The sequence below is a fragment of the Rosenbergiella gaditana genome (assembly GCF_018494065.1).
Lineage (GTDB): Bacteria > Pseudomonadota > Gammaproteobacteria > Enterobacterales > Enterobacteriaceae > Rosenbergiella > Rosenbergiella gaditana.
The window spans coordinates 45,684-65,819 of record NZ_JABBFR010000004.1 but is presented as its reverse complement, the minus strand read 5'-3'; the positions used below and the strand labels follow the sequence as shown (position 1 = coordinate 65,819).

At 45.8% G+C, this 20,136-nt stretch carries 23 protein-coding genes; 10 read left to right on the top strand and 13 right to left on the bottom strand.

What is annotated here, in order from left to right:
- Window positions 1-68 precede the first annotated feature (68 nt).
- The 3 genes from rfaD to rfaC are packed head-to-tail and all read left to right on the top strand — an operon-like array spanning window position 69 to window position 3,041.
- Complete coding sequence (gene rfaD / locus HH682_RS04255; RefSeq protein ID WP_214236382.1) at window positions 69-998, top strand: ADP-glyceromanno-heptose 6-epimerase; 930 nt, start codon at window positions 69-71, stop codon at window positions 996-998.
- A 19-nt stretch (window positions 999-1,017) separates the two neighbouring features.
- Window positions 1,018-2,079, top strand: a complete 1,062-nt coding sequence (gene rfaF / locus HH682_RS04250; protein WP_214236381.1) for an ADP-heptose--LPS heptosyltransferase RfaF — start codon at window positions 1,018-1,020, stop codon at window positions 2,077-2,079.
- Window positions 2,067-3,041 (top strand): lipopolysaccharide heptosyltransferase RfaC, encoded by a 975-nt coding sequence (rfaC, locus tag HH682_RS04245; protein ID WP_214236380.1) that lies wholly within the window; start codon window positions 2,067-2,069, stop codon window positions 3,039-3,041. Before rfaF ends, rfaC begins: the two co-directional genes overlap by 13 nt.
- A gap of 47 nt (window positions 3,042-3,088) precedes the next feature.
- Here rfaC and rfaL read toward each other — a convergent pair whose 3' ends face one another.
- The 6 genes from rfaL to HH682_RS04215 all read right to left on the bottom strand — a co-directional run bounded on the left by rfaL (window position 3,089) and on the right by HH682_RS04215 (window position 8,987).
- A complete protein-coding gene (gene rfaL / locus HH682_RS04240) occupies window positions 3,089-4,324 on the bottom strand; it encodes an O-antigen ligase RfaL (protein ID WP_214236379.1) in 1,236 nt (411 codons plus the stop codon).
- 167 nt (window positions 4,325-4,491) lie between these two features.
- Window positions 4,492-5,274, bottom strand: coding sequence for a 3-deoxy-D-manno-oct-2-ulosonate III transferase WaaZ (waaZ, locus tag HH682_RS04235; RefSeq protein ID WP_214236378.1), 783 nt, complete (start codon window positions 5,272-5,274; stop codon window positions 4,492-4,494).
- 6 nt (window positions 5,275-5,280) lie between these two features.
- On the bottom strand, window positions 5,281-5,997 hold the full coding sequence (gene rfaY / locus HH682_RS04230) for a lipopolysaccharide core heptose(II) kinase RfaY (RefSeq protein WP_214236377.1): 717 nt from the start codon (window positions 5,995-5,997) through the stop codon (window positions 5,281-5,283).
- Window positions 5,998-6,007: 10 nt separating this feature from the next.
- Complete coding sequence (locus HH682_RS04225) at window positions 6,008-7,051, bottom strand: glycosyltransferase (RefSeq protein ID WP_214236376.1); 1,044 nt, start codon at window positions 7,049-7,051, stop codon at window positions 6,008-6,010.
- A gap of 18 nt (window positions 7,052-7,069) precedes the next feature.
- Window positions 7,070-7,867: a lipopolysaccharide core heptose(I) kinase RfaP gene (rfaP, locus tag HH682_RS04220; protein ID WP_214236375.1), complete on the bottom strand. Its 798-nt coding sequence runs from the start codon at window positions 7,865-7,867 to the stop codon at window positions 7,070-7,072.
- Entirely contained in the window at window positions 7,842-8,987 is a 1,146-nt protein-coding gene (locus HH682_RS04215; protein WP_214236374.1) for a glycosyltransferase family 4 protein, read from the bottom strand. Before HH682_RS04215 ends, rfaP begins: the two co-directional genes overlap by 26 nt.
- A gap of 355 nt (window positions 8,988-9,342) precedes the next feature.
- Here HH682_RS04215 and waaA point away from each other — a divergent pair, with 355 nt between their 5' ends.
- Both waaA and coaD read left to right on the top strand, forming a co-directional pair.
- Window positions 9,343-10,620, top strand: a complete 1,278-nt coding sequence (gene waaA / locus HH682_RS04210; protein ID WP_214236373.1) for a lipid IV(A) 3-deoxy-D-manno-octulosonic acid transferase — start codon at window positions 9,343-9,345, stop codon at window positions 10,618-10,620.
- A gap of 8 nt (window positions 10,621-10,628) precedes the next feature.
- Window positions 10,629-11,114 carry a pantetheine-phosphate adenylyltransferase gene (gene coaD / locus HH682_RS04205; RefSeq protein ID WP_214236372.1) on the top strand — a complete coding sequence of 162 codons (486 nt, stop codon included), beginning with the start codon at window positions 10,629-10,631 and terminating at the stop codon, window positions 11,112-11,114.
- On the opposite strand, the gene mutM is transcribed toward coaD, so the two are convergent.
- The 4 genes from mutM to radC all read right to left on the bottom strand — a co-directional run bounded on the left by mutM (window position 11,111) and on the right by radC (window position 13,316).
- Window positions 11,111-11,920 carry a bifunctional DNA-formamidopyrimidine glycosylase/DNA-(apurinic or apyrimidinic site) lyase gene (mutM, locus tag HH682_RS04200; protein WP_214236371.1) on the bottom strand — a complete coding sequence of 270 codons (810 nt, stop codon included), beginning with the start codon at window positions 11,918-11,920 and terminating at the stop codon, window positions 11,111-11,113. The genes coaD and mutM overlap by 4 nt on opposite strands.
- A gap of 66 nt (window positions 11,921-11,986) precedes the next feature.
- A complete protein-coding gene (gene rpmG, locus HH682_RS04195) occupies window positions 11,987-12,154 on the bottom strand; it encodes a 50S ribosomal protein L33 (protein ID WP_048913020.1) in 168 nt (55 codons plus the stop codon).
- An 11-nt stretch (window positions 12,155-12,165) separates the two neighbouring features.
- Entirely contained in the window at window positions 12,166-12,402 is a 237-nt protein-coding gene (gene rpmB / locus HH682_RS04190; protein ID WP_071433085.1) for a 50S ribosomal protein L28, read from the bottom strand.
- A gap of 260 nt (window positions 12,403-12,662) precedes the next feature.
- Window positions 12,663-13,316 (bottom strand): RadC family protein, encoded by a 654-nt coding sequence (gene radC, locus HH682_RS04185; RefSeq protein WP_214236370.1) that lies wholly within the window; start codon window positions 13,314-13,316, stop codon window positions 12,663-12,665.
- A 233-nt stretch (window positions 13,317-13,549) separates the two neighbouring features.
- Here radC and coaBC point away from each other — a divergent pair, with 233 nt between their 5' ends.
- From coaBC to slmA, 3 genes are all read left to right on the top strand, one after another.
- Window positions 13,550-14,767 carry a bifunctional phosphopantothenoylcysteine decarboxylase/phosphopantothenate--cysteine ligase CoaBC gene (gene coaBC / locus HH682_RS04180; protein WP_214236369.1) on the top strand — a complete coding sequence of 406 codons (1,218 nt, stop codon included), beginning with the start codon at window positions 13,550-13,552 and terminating at the stop codon, window positions 14,765-14,767.
- Window positions 14,748-15,203 (top strand): dUTP diphosphatase, encoded by a 456-nt coding sequence (gene dut, locus HH682_RS04175; RefSeq protein WP_214236368.1) that lies wholly within the window; start codon window positions 14,748-14,750, stop codon window positions 15,201-15,203. Before coaBC ends, dut begins: the two co-directional genes overlap by 20 nt.
- Window positions 15,204-15,284: 81 nt before the next feature.
- Window positions 15,285-15,881, top strand: a complete 597-nt coding sequence (gene slmA, locus HH682_RS04170; RefSeq protein ID WP_214236367.1) for a nucleoid occlusion factor SlmA — start codon at window positions 15,285-15,287, stop codon at window positions 15,879-15,881.
- Between the two features lie 40 nt (window positions 15,882-15,921).
- Here the strand turns inward: slmA and pyrE are convergent, their stop codons facing one another.
- A complete protein-coding gene (pyrE, locus tag HH682_RS04165) occupies window positions 15,922-16,563 on the bottom strand; it encodes an orotate phosphoribosyltransferase (protein ID WP_214236366.1) in 642 nt (213 codons plus the stop codon).
- Window positions 16,564-16,610: 47 nt separating this feature from the next.
- Window positions 16,611-17,327 (bottom strand): ribonuclease PH, encoded by a 717-nt coding sequence (rph, locus tag HH682_RS04160; protein ID WP_214236365.1) that lies wholly within the window; start codon window positions 17,325-17,327, stop codon window positions 16,611-16,613.
- A gap of 149 nt (window positions 17,328-17,476) precedes the next feature.
- Between rph and HH682_RS04155 the strand changes: the two genes are divergently transcribed.
- The gene (locus HH682_RS04155; RefSeq protein ID WP_214236364.1) at window positions 17,477-18,661 is read left to right on the top strand and encodes a NupC/NupG family nucleoside CNT transporter; all 1,185 of its coding nucleotides are present in this window, start codon (window positions 17,477-17,479) and stop codon (window positions 18,659-18,661) included.
- A 33-nt stretch (window positions 18,662-18,694) separates the two neighbouring features.
- Here HH682_RS04155 and HH682_RS04150 read toward each other — a convergent pair whose 3' ends face one another.
- Window positions 18,695-19,123, bottom strand: coding sequence for a DUF3574 domain-containing protein (locus tag HH682_RS04150; protein WP_214236363.1), 429 nt, complete (start codon window positions 19,121-19,123; stop codon window positions 18,695-18,697).
- 137 nt (window positions 19,124-19,260) lie between these two features.
- Between HH682_RS04150 and HH682_RS04145 the strand changes: the two genes are divergently transcribed.
- A complete protein-coding gene (locus tag HH682_RS04145; protein WP_214236362.1) occupies window positions 19,261-20,124 on the top strand; it encodes a YicC/YloC family endoribonuclease in 864 nt (287 codons plus the stop codon).
- Window positions 20,125-20,136 lie beyond the last annotated feature (12 nt).

Below are 20,136 nucleotides of genomic sequence, written 5' to 3'. Positions count from 1 at the left end.
AAGATGGTATGATTTGGGGTAGTTAACTCGAATATTTATCGAGTCTCGTCTTAGTCGAAAGGTGATTTATGATTATTGTAACTGGTGGTGCCGGCATGATCGGCAGTAATATCGTTAAAGCGTTAAACGATCGCGGCTATAACGATATTTTGGTGGTAGATAACCTCAAAGATGGCACTAAGTTCATTAATCTCGCTGATCTGAACATCAGCGATTACATGGATAAAGAAGAATTTTTGATGAGTGTGGTGGCCGGTGATGAACTAGGGCCTATTGAAGCCGTTTTCCACGAGGGCGCATGCTCTGCGACAACCGAGTGGGACGGTAAATATATGATGGACAATAATTACCAATATTCTAAAGAGCTACTTCACTTTTGTTTAGAACGGCAAATCCCCTTCTTGTACGCATCTTCTGCGGCCACTTACGGTGGACGGGATAGTGATTTTATTGAAGAACGCCAATATGAATCACCGCTCAATGTTTATGGCTACTCTAAAATGCTCTTCGACCATTATGTGAGAAGCATTCTTCCAGAAGCTGATTCACCGGTATGCGGATTCCGCTATTTCAATGTCTATGGTCCCCGTGAAGGCCATAAAGGCAGCATGGCCAGTGTGGCCTTTCATCTAAATAATCAAATTAACCAAGGTGAAAATCCCAAGCTCTTTGCGGGTAGCGAGCAATTCAAACGTGACTTTATCTATGTCGAAGATGTCGCTGACGTCAATCTCTGGTGCTGGGAAAATGGCGTTTCAGGGATTTTTAACTGTGGTACAGGTCATGCAGAGTCTTTCCAAGTCGTTGCTGACGCGGTATTGGCCCATCACCAACAAGGTGAAGTCGAATATATTCCTTTCCCAGAGAAGCTTAAAGGCCGTTACCAAGCCTATACGCAAGCCGACCTGACTCGCCTTAGACACGCAGGTTATACCAAAGCCTTCAAAACCGTTACTGAAGGCGTGAGCGCCTATATGCGTTGGTTAAATAAGCCTTAAGAAAGTGGAAGCCTTATCGATGAAAATATTAGTGATTGCACCATCGTGGGTGGGTGACATGATGATGTCACAAAGCCTGTATCAAACGCTAAAAGCACAATGGCCACAGGCGACGATTGATGTGATGGCCCCCGCATGGTGCAGACCACTGCTGGCGAGAATGCCAGAAGTTAATCAAGCGATAGCAATGCCGATTGGTCATGGAAGCTTAGCCCTGGGCGATCGATATCAACTCGGTAAGGCGTTACGTGATAATCATTACGACCACGCTTATGTATTACCCAATTCATTTAAATCCGCTCTTATTCCGTGGTTTGCGGGGATAAAACGACGTACTGGTTGGTTAGGTGAGATGAGATATGGTTTATTAAACGATCATCGCCGCTTAGATAAAACCGCGTTTCCTTTAATGGTTGAACGCTATATCGCTTTAGCTTATGAGAAAAGCAAAGTGACCGGCGCCGCAGACCTGCCGACACCGCTTGCTCGTCCAGCGCTGATCGTTTCAGAGCGAGAAAAACTCGAAACTGCCGCACTGTTTAGCCTCCATGCCGATCGCCCGCTTATCGGCTTTTGTCCAGGGGCGGAGTTTGGACCCGCTAAACGTTGGCCTGACTATCATTATGCAGAACTCGCTAAACAGCTTATCGCAAAAGGTTACCAAATTGCGCTTTTTGGCTCGGCTAAAGACAACGAAGCGGGCGCGGAGATTGTCGCGCGATTAACCACAGACGAGGCGGCACACTGCACAAATCTTGCCGGGAAAACCGAACTGGATCAGGCTGTTATTTTACTCGCGCAATGTCATGCTGTGGTCACAAATGACTCAGGATTAATGCACATTGCCGCCGCTCTAGGACGACCATTGGTCGCCCTTTATGGGCCGAGTAGCCCAGACTTCACACCACCTTTAACCGATAACGCCCGCATCATCCGCTTAATCACGGGCTACCATAAAATCCGTAAGGGAGAGGCCGACCAGGGATATCACCAAAGCCTAATTGATATAACTCCGACTCAGGTCTTCACTGAGCTTGAAGCGCTATTGGCCACGGTCCGGGAGCATGAATGCGCGTCTTAATCGTTAAGACTTCATCAATGGGCGACGTTATTCATACGCTGCCTGCGCTAACTGATGCGCTGAAGCAGATCCCGACCATTCGTTTCGATTGGGTCGTCGAAGAGGGATTTAGCCAAATTCCAACTTGGCATCAAGCAGTAGATCGTGTGATTCCAGTAGCGATTCGTCGTTGGCGAAAGAATTGGTTCCGTCGGGATATCCGAGAAGAGCGTCAGCGCTTTTACCAGCAACTTAACAGTGTCCACTATGATGCCGTCATTGATGCCCAGGGGCTGATCAAGAGCTCAGCCTTAATTACTCGAAAATCCCGTGGCACTAAACATGGTCTGGACTGGCATAGTGCCCGCGAGCCGCTTGCGAGTTGCTGGTACGACCGTTGTTACCGGATGAGTAAGCAGCAGCATGCAGTTGAGAAAATCAGGGCGCTATTTTCTGCGAGTCTTGGATATCAGCAACCCGAAACGCAGGGTGATTATGCCATCGCCCAACATTTTGTTAGCGCCCTTCCCGCGGATGCCAATCACTATCTCGTATTTTTACATGCGACAACACGTGACGATAAACATTGGCCAGAAAGCGCTTGGGAAACCTTGATCGACTTAGTGATAGCACGGGGGCTAAAAGTGAAATTACCTTGGGGTTCGTCGCTAGAACAGCAACGTGCTATACGACTGGCAGAAGGCCGTCCTCAGGTAGAAGTGTTACCGAAACTTTCACTCAGTGAAGTCGCAACACAACTAGCCGGTGCAAAAGGCGTTGTCTCGGTCGATACCGGACTGAGTCATCTAACCGCAGCGTTAGACCGTCCTAATATAACCTTATATGGCCCAACAGACCCGTTACTGATCGGCGGGTATGGAAAGAACCAACACGTGATAAAAGGTCAACCTACGGGGAAAATGAGCGAAATTCAGCCCAAAGATGTCCTTGATAAACTCACTGCCATTGGCTGTATTGAATAAATTAAGCATCCAGATAATGGCCTTATTACCTGGATGCTAAAAATAGATTAATGCTTATTTCGTAATGCCCGTTGAGAACTCAAAAACATTCCCATCAAAAATGCCGATGCTATTGCCGTTTGGAAAATAAAGGTTTCTTCGACCCAGCCTCTCACAAAAAAATCGGCAAACATCATTAAGAATATCGAGCTGTAACAATACTTAATAATATGTTCAGAGCGTCGATATCCCTTAAACGCCGTCACCAAAATAGCTAGCACCACACTGACTGACGTAAACAATCCCAATATTCCGCCGGCAAACCAGTTAGATAAAAAGAAGTTATGCGGACCAATAGGCGCACGGAAGTACCATTGTGGGTGATGCGGTAAGTTATCCGCATAGGCTTTAAGGTAGACCTTATCGCCAATACCCGAACCTTTTACAGGATGCTGCATAATCATATCCCATGCCGCACCTTGTGTACCATTTCCAAAGCGATGGCTACTTGAGGTCTGTCCCAGTTTATAAGTGAGCACTGATAAGCGATCATGGAAGTTCATAAATACTCCCATACCACTGACCGCTACAACGAGCGCAACAATCAGAGGTAATTTCCACTCACGATTAAACAGGCACCAAAGGAGTGAGAATACTAATATCGCCAGCCATGCCCCACGCTGTAACAGGCCAAGCATAAGAAAACCATACAAGGAACCCACCACAATAAAAGCCAGTTTGGCTTTTACGCCTTTAGTTCTCCAAAGTAATAAAATACAGGATAGAGAGAAGATGAGCGCTTCAGCAATAAACCGATGATTATAATTTGAAAATGGATAGATCCCTTGGCGATACTCTACATAATAAGAATAAAACTCTTTTCCACCAGAAATTAAAAACATTAACCCCATGCCGGCCAGTAAAGACCAACAGATTTTTCGATGAGTTAATTGACTGATAACGAGTGAGAACACAATGGGTGTCAGAACCGTCTTTTCTATGATCGTATTAAAAAAATACTTAAAACTCATTGAGTTATCTATAGAAACAGATGAAGAGTATACACCCGTAATTAATAGTAGAATTAAAAATTTAACGATATTACTTTTTATAAGTTCTTTTAATATCTGCCTTTCTTTATAAACAATACATAAAGAAGTAATTATTGCGCAATACAATACAAGATGCTTATATCGGGTAATACCATCCACAAAAAAAAGCCCGATGAACATAATAAAAAGAAATGAGCACCACTTCTCCATCCCCACTAACCGGCTAAAAACTGCCTTCAACTCATTAATCATATCGTTACCTAACTCAATCTTAGTCTAATAATTTACTGATTATTACGACTGTAAGAGATCACGCTGATGAAACATTCGGCGTGAGCTTGCCCTGCTCTTTTGGCAGCTTACTATAGAGTAAAAATTCAGGGGATTCAAAAGGTCGGTGTAGCGGTGGACAAACCGAGTTATTCTGCCTCGCCACCCTCTTGTTCAATTAGTGGGATGATTTCATAAGGAATAGCTGTCGTAGTCGATAGAGTGTAGAGCGGCGGATTGATTCTCTCTTTCATAAACCGTAACACCGCGATAATTTTCTGAGTATCTTGACTGATCTCCGACGGCATTGTCGCCTCACCTTGGCGCTCATAAAATCGTTGCCCACCCGGCGTTAAATCGAAACCAGCGCAAATCATTTTACGATATGTCAAAGAGTAGGCTAACTGTATGGCGGCATAAGCGACCGTTTTACAATTACAATAGCCAAGTGTGATATCTTTAGAGAACCCCTTCAACCTTTTCTTTCTTGAGAAAGGTACGTTCATAATGACACTTGGGTTCCGAGCACAAAATAGCGAATACTTTAGTTTTTTTAATGGGCCTGATTTCTCTCTTTTGTAGAGTTCTTTTAAGATAAAACAGTGTTCTGCTAGCCAACTTTGTAAGTCAGCCGGCGCTGAGTCGAAGACTTCTTGATTGATAAAGGTAAAGCAGCTCTCAGCCACATGCCGCTGGAACTCCTCAAGACATTGTAGAGGGAATCGTCCATCAGTGACCAGATAGATAAAGGGCTGGATACCGTTGTTGAGCAAATAGCGCGCCGATCCGTTGACCGCGATAATATCGGTGGACCGTAATTGGGACATAGAGACCTGTGAGGCTGAAGGTCCCGAGAGGAAAATAAGACAGGTTGAATGTCTTCTTTGCTCACGTAAATGGGCAAGCTGCGCCGATGAGAAAAATGAGATCATAACCGCTTACACTGAGCGCCCAATCAAGCGTCCTTTAAATACCTTGAATTTTTTGCGAAATTGCGACTTACGTTTGACCCACTGATAAGAGAAACCACGATGAAAATTACTGATTCCGAAGTGTCTTTCAAGGTCGATAAAATCCTTGGCGGCACGAAAACGAGAGTAGTTTTTACCCGATAAATCAATGACTCGTACTTTCCCATTAGATAGCATAAAGTTTTGCTTATGAGCATCATCAAAAATAACGTGATGTTGATGTAAGACTTTAACGCTTTCTAATACCTCAGACTTGATTTGATCGGTTAATTCGCCTTTTGCAGCCAAAATATCCATTTCTACGCCAGGAATATATTCGATAATCATGATGAATCGACTCGCGAAGTTGAAGATTTTGGTCTCTGCAAGTAGATGAAAATCATTGGGAAATGTCACATTCCGCTCACGCAGCATCGCAGTTTGCTTGAACAAGGTTAAGTAATAATCACCGCGGAAGAAGGACTTTAAAAAACGCTCGTTACGTTTTTCCTTGGGCGTAAACACTTTCAAGACAAAAAGTTTTCCGTCTTTTTCAACAAGACTCACTTTAGTATCAGGGATACTTCGAAATACTTTCAGCGTCGCTAAGCGTGAATGAAGAAAATCATCCAACATATTAATAAAAAATTGATCATCACCTTTCGTGTAAACGGTGTAGCCTGCAAGTTTGGATTCATTAACCATAGCTATCTATTTATCGCCGAGAAAGTAGTTTACGAAGTAAATACCTAACAAAATATCCATATCCTTTTAGTGTGTTTTTCTGATGAATCAAATGCTTGTAACAGTAACGATATTGATACGTTGACCGGGGTAACTGTAAAGGCTCCGCCTTCCAAGGGGAGTTTGCCTTTACCTGTTGAAATGCCTGAGCACTGGGGTACTGTGCCCACAGATGCCAAGGCTTAGTCGGTCCAATAAAATGCATAAAAATGCAGGAGGAACTGGCGCTTTTACGCTTCGCCTCATTGAGCTCATAGTTAAGGCTATATTGCGTATTATATACGTTATTCAAAAATATTTTTTTATCAACAAGCGCTAAATTCAGTAAATCTTGATCGTAAAACGTTAGTGTAGCTTGAAGGTGTGGGTTTGCTGCCAAACGTAAAATATGCTCGAACACCGCTTCCGAACGCCACGCATCGAGGTTAATTAGCATCACGCCAGAATTAAAATAGCCTTGTGCCAGTGCCTTGCAATCCAGAACTTCTGCTTGATGCGCCCACCATGTCGCATCCCGTTCTGGAACAGCCGCTACCACACTATTTTTAAAATCCAATTCGAGTAATGCACTTATATCGCCTTGGCACACAACATCAGCATCAAGATAGAGCATTGTAGAGGTTGTTTGAGAGAGGATTTCAGCCATTATAAAACGGTAGTAGATCGCTGATGACCATAACCTATTGGTAGGAAGCTGGGCGAAATAGTCGTTATCAAGAGTATAGAGCGTGATCTTCAAAGCATACTGCTGAGCAAGATCAACTAATTTTTGCTGATCAAGTTGTGGAATATTATTGCTAAACAGATGGAAATGAAAACGTATCGACAGATTATTACAGGCAACCGAGGCCATAGAGATCTCACTTCCCAGTAAGAAGTCACTATCGGCTCCCCATCCAACGTGAAGCTGAACTTCAGCTTCCTTCACGGCACAAGGGTTAATCGTAATCTGTTGTTTGATCGCCTTGTCACATGCCAATAATGACAGGATGGCTAACGTTTTTTCAGCGGTCATAAATGGCCCCTCGCTCCGTTAAAGGTTCTTTCTCAGCGTACGCTGTTTAATTTTCTCAGCTTTTTTCTGAGCATGCCGTATCAACTGACTCTCTTGCCGAAAAATCTCCCGTACCGAGCAAGAAAAGTATTCAGCCAAGAAATAGCAATAGTCTCGTAGAGATAGTCCCAACGGAAAACTTGAGTAATAGAGTGCGATAAGGTCTTTATCCCGCCAACGAACTGGCATTTTTTTCCATATTTGTGCGCGATGCAGATCAATCACCGAGAGGGTCGGGCTATCTTGATGTGTATCGTAAGGAAGCGCTAAGAGGAAATGGCAAATATAGCAATCACGGTGGTTAAGTCCCGAGCGGTGCATCGTGGCAACTGTACGAGCTAATTGCTTGATAAGCGCTCTTTTTACGCGATAAGCAGGCGGTTGAGTCGCCCAATTCGCACAATAGTCTTCAAGGCTTATTGCCGGATTTAAATCTTTAGTGATAATAAAAGATTCACGCTGTAATGGATTCCAATGACGCTGGCCATAACCAAAACAGGTCATTGTTGAGACCTTGACCCTCTGTAGATGCTGAATGGCTTCCCACTCATTTTTCGCACCCAGCACAGGCAAACGTAACGTAATGAGATTTTTCAGTACCTCTGTTAATGCCGTGCCGCGGTGATATTTTACAAAGTAGCTGTCGCCAGCAAAATCAAAACGCATCGTCTTTCTGGCTTCTACTTGCCGGAAAGTTTCACCTTGCAGCGCCAAAATCTCTGAATACGGGTCACTGTGCGCCCACGCTTGCTTAAAAGGCTGTTCGAGTTGCAACATCTTTCACTCTCTTTTCAATAATATCTGCCGCCTGCTCTGGCAAACGATAAACATCCTGTTGTTTACAGTAACGTAGCGCTGCCTGTGACCATAATTCTAATTGTTCGGGGTCTTGTAGAGATACCGCCAGAGCCTGATTCAATTTATCTTGGCTAAAAGGCTCAGCGATCACCACCCCATTTCCCGCGGCGGAGATATAAGGTGCATTACCACAGATCTCAGTGCAAATAACGGGAAGCCCTGACGCCAACGCTTCAATTAAGACGATGCCAGCAGCTTCTTGATGTGCTGGATGGAGCAGTAAATCGGCAGCGGCCATTAATTGGGGAATATCCTCTCTTCCTTGATGAAAATCGACCTGCGCTGATACGCCTAGTTTTTCTGCATATTTCCGGTAGCTGGCCGAATTATCAGCACCTACAACCCAAAACGTTACCTTATCCTTAAGCTGGGAAGGTAAAGCGGCAATGGCTTCGATACTCCGTTTTACGCCTTTACGTCGGAAATCCGATCCCACTTGTAATAGGAAAAAACCTCCGTCAGTCAGGCCAAGTACCTGGCGCGTTTCCACTCGATATTTTTCACGTTGTTGTGATGAAAATAAGTGTGGGTCGATGCCTGGTGAAAGCAAATGGAAGCGTTCAGAAGGTGTTTGATAAAACTGAATAAAATCGGTTTGTTGTTGAGGCGTTAATACTAATATTTCAGTATGCGAGTCAGTTGAAAAGACCGCGTTCTCAGCCTGACAATAACTACGGTAGCGTGGCGTCAGCTTATAAAAGAACCCTTTTTCTTGTGCCGTTTTAGCTGCATAACAAACATCTGCGGCGAAATAGAGATCCAAGCCAGGCATTTTATTAAATCCTACTAATAAGTCGTCCGGGTGTTTTGTCCGATAATCAGCGATCCAACGGCTAAAAAATTGGTTGCGGGCGTGGTTGGAGGCTCCCTGTTTCGGAACGATAACCACCTCAAATCCCGGACACCTTTCTCCTTGCCACTCAAACGTATACACAGTGACCTGATGCCCACGCTGCTGGCAAGCTAATGCAATACGCTTAAAGTCTCGTTGCTGCCCACCGTAAGGGAAATATTTATGTAAGCAGAAGGCTATTTTCACGTAAATGTCCTCACAAAGGGGCTTTGATATGTCTTAGTTTGAAGCGCTGCCCCCAATCATTATTTGGGGACTAAGAGGCGATCATGTTCCTTCTCACCCCGCTTTCACTTATCCAAAAGACCATTGAAAAAGATCATCAGTTGATAAGAAAGCTCAGTCAATGTAGCCGAGTTTACACTAATTAGTACAATGAGTGGGGCTATTCGAGCGGTGGTACAGACCTCGCACCGAGATAATGATAGATAGACCCGAGCAGTAAACAGATAAGTCTGAGGTTCTGGGTATAATGTGAGAACCCTTTTTTTCTGGTAATATCGACGCCTTTATTTCTTCTTTCAGGCCAACCGATAATACAATGCTGACTGCCGTTTATACCCTTTTACTTTATCTCATCCAACCGTTGATTTGGATAAGACTTTGGCACCGCGGTAAAAAACTGCCAGGATACCGCTTACGCTGGAAAGAGCGTTATGGCTACTGCAAAGGTAAAGTCGTGCCTGAAGGTATTGTTTTACACTCTGTATCGGTAGGAGAAACCCTTGCGGCTATCCCGCTAGTGAGAGCTCTGCAATATCAATACCCCACCATTCCGATTACCGTCACCACCATGACCCCTACTGGTTCAGAGCGAGCACAATCGGCTTTTGGTAAGAACGTGTCGCACGTTTATCTTCCTTACGACCTTCCAACCGCTATTAATCGCTTCTTAGATACAGCAGCTCCGCGTTTAGTTATTATTATGGAGACGGAGCTCTGGCCAAATATTATCCATACGTTACATCGTCGCCAAATTCCACTGATCATTGCCAATGCACGTTTATCCGAGCGTTCAGCCAAACGTTACCAAAAATTAGGGCGTGAGCTCGCGGAGCTTTTACAAAAAATTAGCTGTATCGCGGCACAAAACAGCGAAGATGGTGAGCGATTTATTGCGTTAGGGGCAAAACCGGAACAAGTCTCTGTGACGGGAAGTTTGAAGTTCGATATTTCAGTCACGCCTGAACTGGCAGCAAGGGCGGTAGCATTACGCCGACAATGGGCGCCTCATCGTCCGGTATGGATTGCCGCAAGTACTCATGAAGGCGAAGAGCGTATTATGTTAGAGACGCATCGTCAGTTACTCAGTCATTTCCCTAATCTGTTATTGATTTTAGTCCCTCGCCATCCAGAACGCTTTCAACCAGTGAAAGAGCTTGCACAAAAATTGGGCTTTGCACCCCTGATGCGCAGTGAAAATCAGGTCCCTAGCACCACAACGCAAGTACTGATTGGCGATACTATGGGTGAACTAATGTTACTTTACGGTATTGCCGATGTGGCATTTGTCGGTGGAAGCTTGGTGGAACGTGGTGGCCACAATCCCCTAGAACCTTCAGCCCACGCCATTCCGGTGATTATGGGACCACATATCTGGAATTTTAACGATATTTGCGGGCGACTAGAACAGGCACAAGGGTTGATCACTGTGGCGGACCAAGCTGCATTGATTCAAGAAATGACTCAGCTACTCGCAGACAGTGACTTACGTAAATATTATGGATTGCATGCGGTGGATGTCTTGCATCAAAACCAAGGTGCTCTTCAACAATTACTGCATATTGTCGAACCCTATCTTAACGCGCAATCTCATTAGGAGTGTGTATGTCAGTTGTGGCGATTTATCCGGGAACCTTCGACCCAATTACTCTTGGGCATTTGGATATCATTAAGCGCAGTGCAGCGCTTTTTGAGCAACTAATTGTTGCCGTGGCATTGAATCCAAGTAAAAAGCCGTTATTCAGTCTAGAGGAGCGTGTGACGCTCGCAGAACACGCAACGGCTTCCTTAGCCAATGTGAAGGTTATCGGTTTTAATAGCCTTCTGGCGCAGCTGGCAGAACAACACCATGCCACCGTCTTAATTAGAGGCGTTCGCTCAGTCTCCGATTTTGACTACGAGCGCCAGCTGGCACAGGCTAACCAACAGCTTAACCCACAACTCGAAACCATTTTCATGACCCCGAATGAACAGTATGCTTTCCTTTCTTCCACTATCGTTAAAGAGGTGGCTCGTCACCAAGGAAATATTAAAACCTTTGTTACAGCAGAGATCCATCAAGCGGTACTGAATAAATTCCTCGCCGACTAATGCTGGCAAGTCGGGCACCAATAGGTGCTACGTTGGGCATGTCGGCTAGACATAATTGGAGTACCACATTGTAAACACGGCTCGCCCGCACGCCCATAGACATTGAGCTGTTGAGCAAAATATCCAGGTTTACCATCACTCTGCAAAAAGTCGCGCAAGGTGGTTCCACCTTGTTCTATTGACCGTTGTAATACCGCCTTTATCGATGCGACTAACCGCTCGCTCTCGAGTTGGCTCAACCCGTTTGCAGGACGATCAGGGTGAATACCGGCTTGAAATAACGATTCACTGGCATAGATGTTCCCTACCCCAACAACCAATTTGTTATCCATCAGCCAAGGTTTGATGGCGATTTTCTTGGTGGCCGACTTTTGCATTAACCAACCCGTATTGAACGCTTCGCTGAGCGGTTCTGGCCCGAGATGGCTCAATACACGGCTCTGCGTGAGGTCGGTTTCCCACAACCATGCGCCAAAACGACGTGGGTCGGTGTAACGTAAGGTTTTGCCATTACTGAAGACCAGATCAACATGGTCGTGTTTCTCTGGCGGCGTTTCTTCGCTAAGAATACGCAAGCGACCTGACATACCAAGATGGATAATAATCCAGCCGTGCTTAAGCCCAAGTAATAGATACTTTGCTCGCCGCTCTAAGCTTAGGACCGTCTCATCACTCAACTGATAAATTTCTTCAGATACCGGCCAACGCAGCTGTGGGTGTCTCACGATAGCATACAGCAGTGTCTCACCGACGATATGCGGTGCAATTCCACGTCGGCTCGTTTCGACTTCAGGTAATTCAGGCATCGAGTACTCCCCTCTTAAAAACAAAAAACCCGACCATAGGGCCGGGTTTTTATAAGAATACTAAAATTATTTAATTTTAGCTTCTTTATACAGCACGTGCTCGCGAACAACTGGATCAAACTTCTTAAGTTCCAGTTTTTCTGGCTTAGTGCGCTTGTTCTTCGTAGTGGTATAGAAGTGACCTGTACCAGCAGAGGAAACTAGCTTGATCTTCTCACGAATACCTTTAGCCATGATTCAGTTCCTTAGTACTTCTCACCGCGGGTACGCATGTCTGCTAACACAGCATCAATACCCTTCTTATCGATTACACGCATACCTTTAGCAGATACGCGCAAAGTAACAAAACGCTTCTCACTCTCAACCCAGAAACGGTGTGAGTGTAAGTTCGGAAGAAAACGGCGTTTCGTCGCGTTCATTGCGTGGGAACGGTTGTTACCCGCTACCGGACGCTTGCCAGTTACTTGGCAGACTCGTGACATGTCATATCTCCAAAAATCAAAATCAGCTCGAGCTTTTCACTTAGGTTTTGGCCGCCTCGTCAGGCTTTTAACCTATCCAGGCGAGTTCAATGTGAACCCGCTGAGCAGGCCTAAACGCCAAACCCGAGATTCTCAAAGGTGGCGTAGTATACGCCCTGTCGGCCAAGTGCTCAAGACCCGAACAGATAAAGATCTCCTAGGATCGATGAAAAAGTATACTTTTTCGGTTAATTGTCTTTTTTTTAACCGATTTTTCAACGTTATAGCCAACCATGTTGAGCAAATGAAAAAAATTCACCACGTCCAATGACAAAATGGTCGAGGACTGAAATATTAAACAAACGACACGCTTTTTGAATTTGCTGAGTAATTTTTTTGTCGGCTTCACTCGGTTTCGACACCCCTGAGGGATGATTATGAGCCAAGATTATTGCGGCCGCATTTTGACGCAACGCCTCTTTTACCACTTCTCGAGGATGAACCTCAACGCTATTAATGGTTCCTTGGAACATTGTCTGTGCCTGCAAAACTCGATGGCGATTATCCAAAAAAACCACTTGAAACACTTCACGCTCTAAATGGGCTAGTTGGCTCACCAAATAGTAATAGGCCTCACTCGGGTCTGAAATACTTTCTTGGCAGAGCAGTTGCTCCTGGTAAAAACGTTTACCAAGTTCTGCGATGGCATATATCTGACATAACTTCGACTGCCCTATCCCTTTTATCGAGGCGTATTGTGCTTGGCTGGCACTCATTACCGCCTGTAAGCTTCCAAAATGCGACAGTAGGTAATGAGCAAAATCCAGTACAGGCATCCCTGGCCCCCCGGTACGTAAGAAAATAGCCAATAGCTCGCTATTCGTTAAGGTTGAAGCGCCACTCTCTAAGAGTTTTTCCCGTGGTTTCTCACTCATGATTAGTCCTCCACTCACCCAGTAGTCGATAAGTTAGACAATCACTGGTCATACGCCCAGTGAGAAAGACTCGATTTTCGAGTCTTATCCCAGTTTTTAATAGTGACTGATATTCTTAACAAAAAAACATTATAATCAATGAGATAGGCTAAACCCTTGGGATAATCTTGCTTTGTGATACCATACAAACCCTTTCTCCATTGACCGTTTGACCTTATACGATGGGACACCCTATGAGTAACCTGACTAATAAACGTATCCTTCTTGGTGTAAGTGGAGGGATTGCCGCCTACAAAACACCGGACTTAGTACGTCGGTTACGCGAACAAGGTGCTGAGGTGCGGGTCATGATGACCCACGCTGCCGAAGCATTCATCACAGCGTTGAGCCTACAAGCGGTAAGTGGTTATCCCGTATCGAATGATTTACTCGATCCTAACGCTGAAGCCGCAATGGGGCATATTGAGCTGGCGAAATGGGCAGATTTAGTCATCATCGCCCCAGCATCAGCGGATCTTATCGCCCGTATTGCGCAAGGAATGGCGAACGATATCGTGACCACCACTTGTTTAGCCACAGCAGCCCCCATCGCCATCGTTCCCGCAATGAATCAGCAGATGTATCGCTCAACGTTGACGGCCAGTAATTTAGCCAAACTTCGGGAACACCACTTTATGGTATGGGGCCCCGACCATGGTCATCAAGCCTGTGGCGATGTCGGCCCAGGCCGAATGTTAGATCCCTTAGTAATAGTCGAAAAAGCGATCGCGTGGCACACCGCCCAACATGATCTTGCACATCTACATATCATGATTACTGCAGGACCCACTCGTGAAGCCTTGGATCCCGTTCGATATATCAGCAATAAAAGCTCGGGAAAAATGGGATTTGCTATCGCCCGTGCCGCCGCCGCACGTGGAGCCAGAGTCACCCTAATCAGTGGACCAGTTGAATTAACTACCCCTCCGGGTACTGTTCGTAGAGACGTCGTCTCCGCCGAGGAGATGCAAAATGCAGTGATGGCAGAGATAGCCGAGCAACATATCTTTATCGGATGTGCCGCCGTAGCCGATTATCGTGCGGTAAATATTGCAGCGGAAAAAATAAAAAAAACCACAGATACAGATGAAATCACTCTGCAACTTGTTAAAAACCCTGACATTGTTGCAGGGGTTGCCGGCCTACCAGCCCCCAAACCTTTTGTGGTTGGATTTGCGGCAGAAACCCAGAATGTGGAAGAATATGCCCGACAAAAAAGAGAACGTAAAAACCTCGACTTGATTTGCGCCAATAATGTCTCGGGGACAACTCAAGGTTTCGATAGTGATAATAATGCCCTTCACCTTTTCTGGCAGGAGGGAGAAAAACAGTTACCACTGTGTAACAAGCAACTCCTTGGCCAGCAATTATTAGACGAGATAGTCAACCTCTATGAAAAAGATCGATATTAAGATTCTTGACCCACGTGTAGGAAAAGAATTCCCTTTACCTACCTACGCGACCCCTGGCTCAGCGGGCCTCGACTTACGCGCCTGTACTGATGGATCAGTGACGCTTGACGCTGGCAGTACCACGCTTATCCCGACCGGTCTCGCCATACACGTTGCCGACCCACAGCTAGCAGCCGTCATTCTGCCTCGCTCCGGTTTAGGGCATAAGCACGGTATCGTTTTAGGGAATCTTGTCGGCTTGATCGATTCTGATTACCAAGGTCAATTGATGGTGTCCGTGTGGAACCGCAGTGAACAGCCTTTTGTCATTGAAGCCGGTGATCGTATTGCACAATTAGTTTTTGTGCCGGTGGTTCAAGCAGAATTTACTCTTGTTGAAGAGTTCACGCAGACAGAACGCGGTGAAGGCGGATTCGGGCACTCTGGTCGTCAGTAATATTGCCCCTTTAGGTAAATTATCTCTGAAATAGCCCCAAGTTCGGGGTTATTCATTAGGATTTTTAGGACGGTTAAAGGCATGGCAGAGAAAAAAAACACGCGGGGCAACCGACGTGAAGAAATCTTACAAGCATTGGCTCATATGTTGGAATCCAGTGATGGCAGTCAACGCATCACTACCGCGAAATTAGCCGCGAATGTAGGGGTATCAGAAGCTGCACTTTATCGACACTTTCCTAGTAAAACAAAGATGTTCGATAGTTTGATCGAGTTTATTGAAGATAGCCTTATTACCCGAATCAACCTGATTCTTAACGATGAAAAAGAGACTTTGCTTCGACTCAAACTTATCGTTCAGCTTATTTTGGGATTTGGGGAAAGAAATCCTGGCCTGACCCGTATCATGACCGGTCATGCATTAATGTTCGAAAAGGACCGTTTGCAAGACAGAATAAATCAGCTATTTGAACGTATTGAAGTCCAATTACGCCAAGTGATGAAAGAGAAGAAAATACGCGATGGTGAAGGTTTTCACGTTGATGAAACACTGTTAGCCAGCCAACTGATTGCCTTTTGTGAAGGACTGCTGTCACGTTATGTACGCTCTGGGTTTCGCTTTAAACCGACAGCGAACTTTGAACTGCGTTGGCCGTTAGTCGCCGCACAGCTTTACTAGTGCAATGAGGATAGCGGGGAGCATAGCCCCGCTATCACTATCAAATACCGTACTGCTCGCGATACGCTTTTACCGCCTCTAAGGCTTCAGCCATTGCGGGTTTTTCTTCAAGATAGCTAATGAGATCTTTCAATGTAACGATTGAAATAACTTGGCACTGGTAATCGCGCTCCACTTCTTGAATCGCCGAAATCTCTTCACGCCCTCTCTCTTGACGATCTAAGGAGATTAAGACGCCCGCCAGCGTCGCATGATGCGCAGTAATGATTTCCATCGACTCACGAATAGCCGTGCCTGCCGTGATCACATCATCCACTAACATTACTCGACCTTCGAGTGGGCTCCCAACCAGTAACCCTCCCTCTCCATGATCTTTGGCTTCCTTGCGATTGAAACAATAAGGGAGGTCGCGTTGGTGATGGTCAGCCAGTGCCACCGCCGTGGTCGTGGCAATCGGTATACCTTTATAGGCCGGTCCAAACAGTAAGTCGAAATTTATTCCTGAATCGACTAATGCTTGTGCATAGAAACGTCCAAGCTGCGCTAAATCACGCCCCGTATTAAATAGGCCAGCATTAAAAAAGTAAGGGCTTTTACGGCCTGATTTTAAAGTAAATTCGCCGAATTTCAGTACTTGCTTACTGATGGCAAATTCGATGAACTCACGCTGCCACGCTTTCATTATCTTTTCCCCATAAAAAAGCGACCTTATGGGTCGCTTGATTTATATTATTGATTCAATGCGGCTTTCTGCGCAGTGATTAACTCGTTAATCCCTTCTTTGGCCAGCGCCAACAAGGCAAGAAGTTCTTCGTGGCTAAAGGGTTCCCCCTCAGCCGTGCCCTGAACTTCAATCATTCGGCCGTCTTCAAGCATCACGACATTCATATCGGTATCTGCTGCGGAATCCTCAACATACTCAAGGTCACAGCGCGCTTCACCATCTACGACACCAACAGAAATGGCCGCGACCATCCCTTTCATTGGGTTTTTAGCCAGTTTACCTTTGGCCACTAAGGCATTTAAGGCATCCGCTAAGGCCACACAGGCACCCGTGATAGAAGCGGTACGGGTACCGCCATCCGCTTGGATGACATCACAATCGAGGGTAATGGTATATTCGCCTAACGCTTTTAAATCCACGGCCGCACGTAATGATCGCGCGATTAGACGTTGGATTTCTAAAGTACGCCCACCTTGTTTACCTTTGGCAGCTTCACGTGGCATACGGCTATGGGTAGAGCGCGGTAACATTCCGTACTCTGCTGTCACCCACCCTTGGCCTTGTCCCTTTAAGAAACGAGGTACGCCTTCTTCAACAGTAGCGTTGCAGAGAACTTTTGTTTCCCCAAACTCGACTAATACCGACCCTTCCGCATGTTTAGTATAATGACGCGTGATGGTAACGGGACGGACTTGCTGTGCACTACGGCCTGCTGGACGCATAAATTCTCTCCGACTACGGTGAATGACGCTGCACAGTATACGGATTTCGCCAATCAGTGTCTTGTTAGCGCGAAAAATTGCCGAGATTACAGGTGAAATAATTTACTCACTATGGCTAAATATTACTCTTTCGCGAATGAAACCTTGATATGTCGACCTTATTACATTTTATCCTCGCCCTTGTCGTGATTGGGCTACTGGCGTTGCTTGTCAGCCATGATCGCCAACAAATTCGATTACGCTTTATATTACAACTCCTGGTTATTGAAGGTACGATTGGCTGGTTTTGCTTACATTCATCGGCCGGATTAGCGTTGGTCAGTACCGTCAGTGGATTTTTTGAAGCCTTACTGGGCTTTGCCGCTCAGGGGACTGATTTTGTGTTTGGGGGCCTACATCAACAAGGCTTGGCATTCGTTTTTCTTGGCGTACTCTGCCCGATTATTTTCATTTCTGCCTTGATTGGTATTTTGCAGCACTGGAAAATTTTACCGCTATTGATCCGTGTAGTGGGTACCTTGCTGTCTAAAGTCAATGGTATGGGGAAACTCGAATCTTTTAATGCCGTGAGTACCCTGATCTTAGGACAGTCCGAGAACTTCATTGCCTATAAAGGTATCCTTGCTGATATCCCGCCGAAACGGCTGTACACCATGGCGGCCACCGCGATGTCGACGGTATCGTTATCCATTGTCGGCGCCTATATGTCGATGATCGATGCGCGTTATGTCGTCACGGCATTGCTACTGAATATGTTCAGTACCTTTATTATTTTATCCATTATCAATCCGACACCTCACCATGAAGACACACCGATTTCACTGGATAAGCTTCATGAAAAACAGAGCTTTTTCGAGATGTTAGGAGAATATATCCTTGCCGGGTTCAAAGTAGCCATGATTATACTGGCGATGCTTATCGGGTTTATCGCCTTAATGAGTGCAATCAATGCATTGTTCTCAGTACTGTTTGGCTACAGTTTCCAGCAGCTGCTCGGTTACTTATTTTCCCCCCTTGCTTGGTTAGTCGGTATTCCCACACAAGATGCCTTAAAAGCGGGAAGCATAATGGCGACCAAGCTGGTATCGAATGAATTTGTCGCGATGATTGATTTGCAGAAGACGGCGGGGCAATTTACTACAAAGGGGCTCGGCATTTTATCTATCTTCTTGGTCTCCTTTGCTAACTTTGCCTCAATCGGTATTGTTGCGGGGGCCGTGAAAGGGCTCAATGAAAAGCAGGGTAATATCGTTTCACGCTATGGTTGGAAACTGGTGTATGGTTCCACCTTGGTGAGTTTACTCTCGGCAGCCTTCGCAAGCCTATTTCTCTAGGCGTTATTCAGGCGCAGAGGTTGCGCCTGAACACTAAAATGCCACACAGACCGGCTGGTCAATACGCATTACCGATTCCTGAGCAAAAAGCTGCCGATAACGGGTGCGGATGAGGTCAATAGCTTGCGACTTCTGTTTGCTTGCCGGATAAATTAATAATAAACCACGACTATTTTCGCTGACAAGCGCACCATTATTCCCCAACCACTGCCCTTTTGCTTCTGTTACCGACAACCCTTGTGGAAAGGCCGGCGTAACAACTTGGTCGACGAAGTGTTGCCACTGTTGTGTCGAAATAGATTGGCCATTAGGTCGAGTCAGCCCAAACCAGAGCTGAGTTTGCTGCATTAGGGTTCCCACCTGACAAGAGTGCGCTATGGGCATCACTTCAGGCTGCCGCTGCTGGCATCCACCCATCATCAAACCGCTGAGCAGTAATAACGGATAAACTAACGTTTTCATCTTTAACCTTTATCCTTTAAGAAAGCCCATATCTTAAGGGGGAATGGGTAATATATCTATCGACCAACATACTGCTCTGTTTTCAAGGCGGCTCGAAGGCTATACTCATCGTAAATTGACCAAAATGAGTAATCACTATGATCCGCAGTATGACCGCTTTTGCACGCCACGATATGAAAGGAGAATGGGGTAATGCCAGCTGGGAGCTACGCTCTGTCAATCAGCGTTACCTCGAAACCTATATTCGTCTCCCTGAACAATTTCGTAGTTTAGAACCGGTAATCCGCGATCGTATCCGTCAGCGTTTAACCCGTGGTAAGGTCGAATGCCAACTTCGTTTCGAACCGAACCCAGGTGCTCAAGGCGAATTATCGCTGAACAAGACGTTAGCGCAGCAAGTGATTAACGCCGCAAACTGGGTGAAGTGTCAAACCGATGAGGGATCGATTGACCCTGTCGATATTCTACGCTGGCCAGGTGTGATGAGCGCTGGTGAACAGGATTTAGATACCATCAACCAGCAGCTGTTGGTCGGGCTAGATCAAGCATTGAATGCGTTTGTTGAAGCACGTGAAACGGAAGGCGCTGCGCTTAAGCAACTGATCGAGCAACGCCTCTCAGCAGTAAGCCACGAAGTCGCCGCCGTCAGAACAGAGATGCCTGCTGTACTCGTCTGGCAGCGTGAGCGCCTCGTCAGTAAACTCGACGATGCCGCTATTCAGGTCGATAACCAGAGACTTGAACAAGAATTGATTATGCTTACACAACGTATCGATGTAGCCGAAGAGCTTGACCGGCTTGATGCTCATATTAAGGAAACCTACAATATTCTGAAGAAAAAAGAAGCCGTCGGCCGTCGCCTAGATTTTATGATGCAAGAGTTCAATCGTGAATCCAATACTCTTGCTTCCAAGTCTATCAATGCCACCATCACTACCTCGGCGATAGAGTTAAAAGTGCTGATCGAACAGATGCGCGAGCAGATTCAGAACATCGAGTAAGCTATCACAAAG

Bases quoted from the DNA above. Each gene is read 5' to 3' on its own strand.
- mutM (WP_214236371.1), bottom strand. From the start codon at position 11,920: ATGCCTGAATTACCTGAAGTCGAAACGAGCCGACGTGGAATTGCACCG.
- coaD (WP_214236372.1), top strand. From the start codon at position 10,629: ATGTCAGTTGTGGCGATTTATCCGGGAACCTTCGACCCAATTACTCTT.
- rph (WP_214236365.1), bottom strand. From the start codon at position 17,327: ATGCGTCCAGCAGGCCGTAGTGCACAGCAAGTCCGTCCCGTTACCATC.
- rpmB (WP_071433085.1), bottom strand. From the start codon at position 12,402: ATGTCACGAGTCTGCCAAGTAACTGGCAAGCGTCCGGTAGCGGGTAAC.
- rfaL (WP_214236379.1), bottom strand. From the start codon at position 4,324: ATGATTAATGAGTTGAAGGCAGTTTTTAGCCGGTTAGTGGGGATGGAG.
- rfaC (WP_214236380.1), top strand. From the start codon at position 2,067: ATGCGCGTCTTAATCGTTAAGACTTCATCAATGGGCGACGTTATTCAT.
- pyrE (WP_214236366.1), bottom strand. From the start codon at position 16,563: ATGAAAGCGTGGCAGCGTGAGTTCATCGAATTTGCCATCAGTAAGCAA.
- HH682_RS04145 (WP_214236362.1), top strand. From the start codon at position 19,261: ATGATCCGCAGTATGACCGCTTTTGCACGCCACGATATGAAAGGAGAA.
- waaZ (WP_214236378.1), bottom strand. From the start codon at position 5,274: ATGATCTCATTTTTCTCATCGGCGCAGCTTGCCCATTTACGTGAGCAA.
- coaBC (WP_214236369.1), top strand. From the start codon at position 13,550: ATGAGTAACCTGACTAATAAACGTATCCTTCTTGGTGTAAGTGGAGGG.
- HH682_RS04225 (WP_214236376.1), bottom strand. From the start codon at position 7,051: ATGACCGCTGAAAAAACGTTAGCCATCCTGTCATTATTGGCATGTGAC.
- radC (WP_214236370.1), bottom strand. From the start codon at position 13,316: ATGAGTGAGAAACCACGGGAAAAACTCTTAGAGAGTGGCGCTTCAACC.
- rpmG (WP_048913020.1), bottom strand. From the start codon at position 12,154: ATGGCTAAAGGTATTCGTGAGAAGATCAAGCTAGTTTCCTCTGCTGGT.
- rfaP (WP_214236375.1), bottom strand. From the start codon at position 7,867: ATGTTGCAACTCGAACAGCCTTTTAAGCAAGCGTGGGCGCACAGTGAC.
- rfaD (WP_214236382.1), top strand. From the start codon at position 69: ATGATTATTGTAACTGGTGGTGCCGGCATGATCGGCAGTAATATCGTT.
- waaA (WP_214236373.1), top strand. From the start codon at position 9,343: ATGCTGACTGCCGTTTATACCCTTTTACTTTATCTCATCCAACCGTTG.
- dut (WP_214236368.1), top strand. From the start codon at position 14,748: ATGAAAAAGATCGATATTAAGATTCTTGACCCACGTGTAGGAAAAGAA.
- HH682_RS04150 (WP_214236363.1), bottom strand. From the start codon at position 19,123: ATGAAAACGTTAGTTTATCCGTTATTACTGCTCAGCGGTTTGATGATG.
- rfaF (WP_214236381.1), top strand. From the start codon at position 1,018: ATGAAAATATTAGTGATTGCACCATCGTGGGTGGGTGACATGATGATG.
- HH682_RS04155 (WP_214236364.1), top strand. From the start codon at position 17,477: ATGTCGACCTTATTACATTTTATCCTCGCCCTTGTCGTGATTGGGCTA.
- slmA (WP_214236367.1), top strand. From the start codon at position 15,285: ATGGCAGAGAAAAAAAACACGCGGGGCAACCGACGTGAAGAAATCTTA.
- rfaY (WP_214236377.1), bottom strand. From the start codon at position 5,997: ATGGTTAATGAATCCAAACTTGCAGGCTACACCGTTTACACGAAAGGT.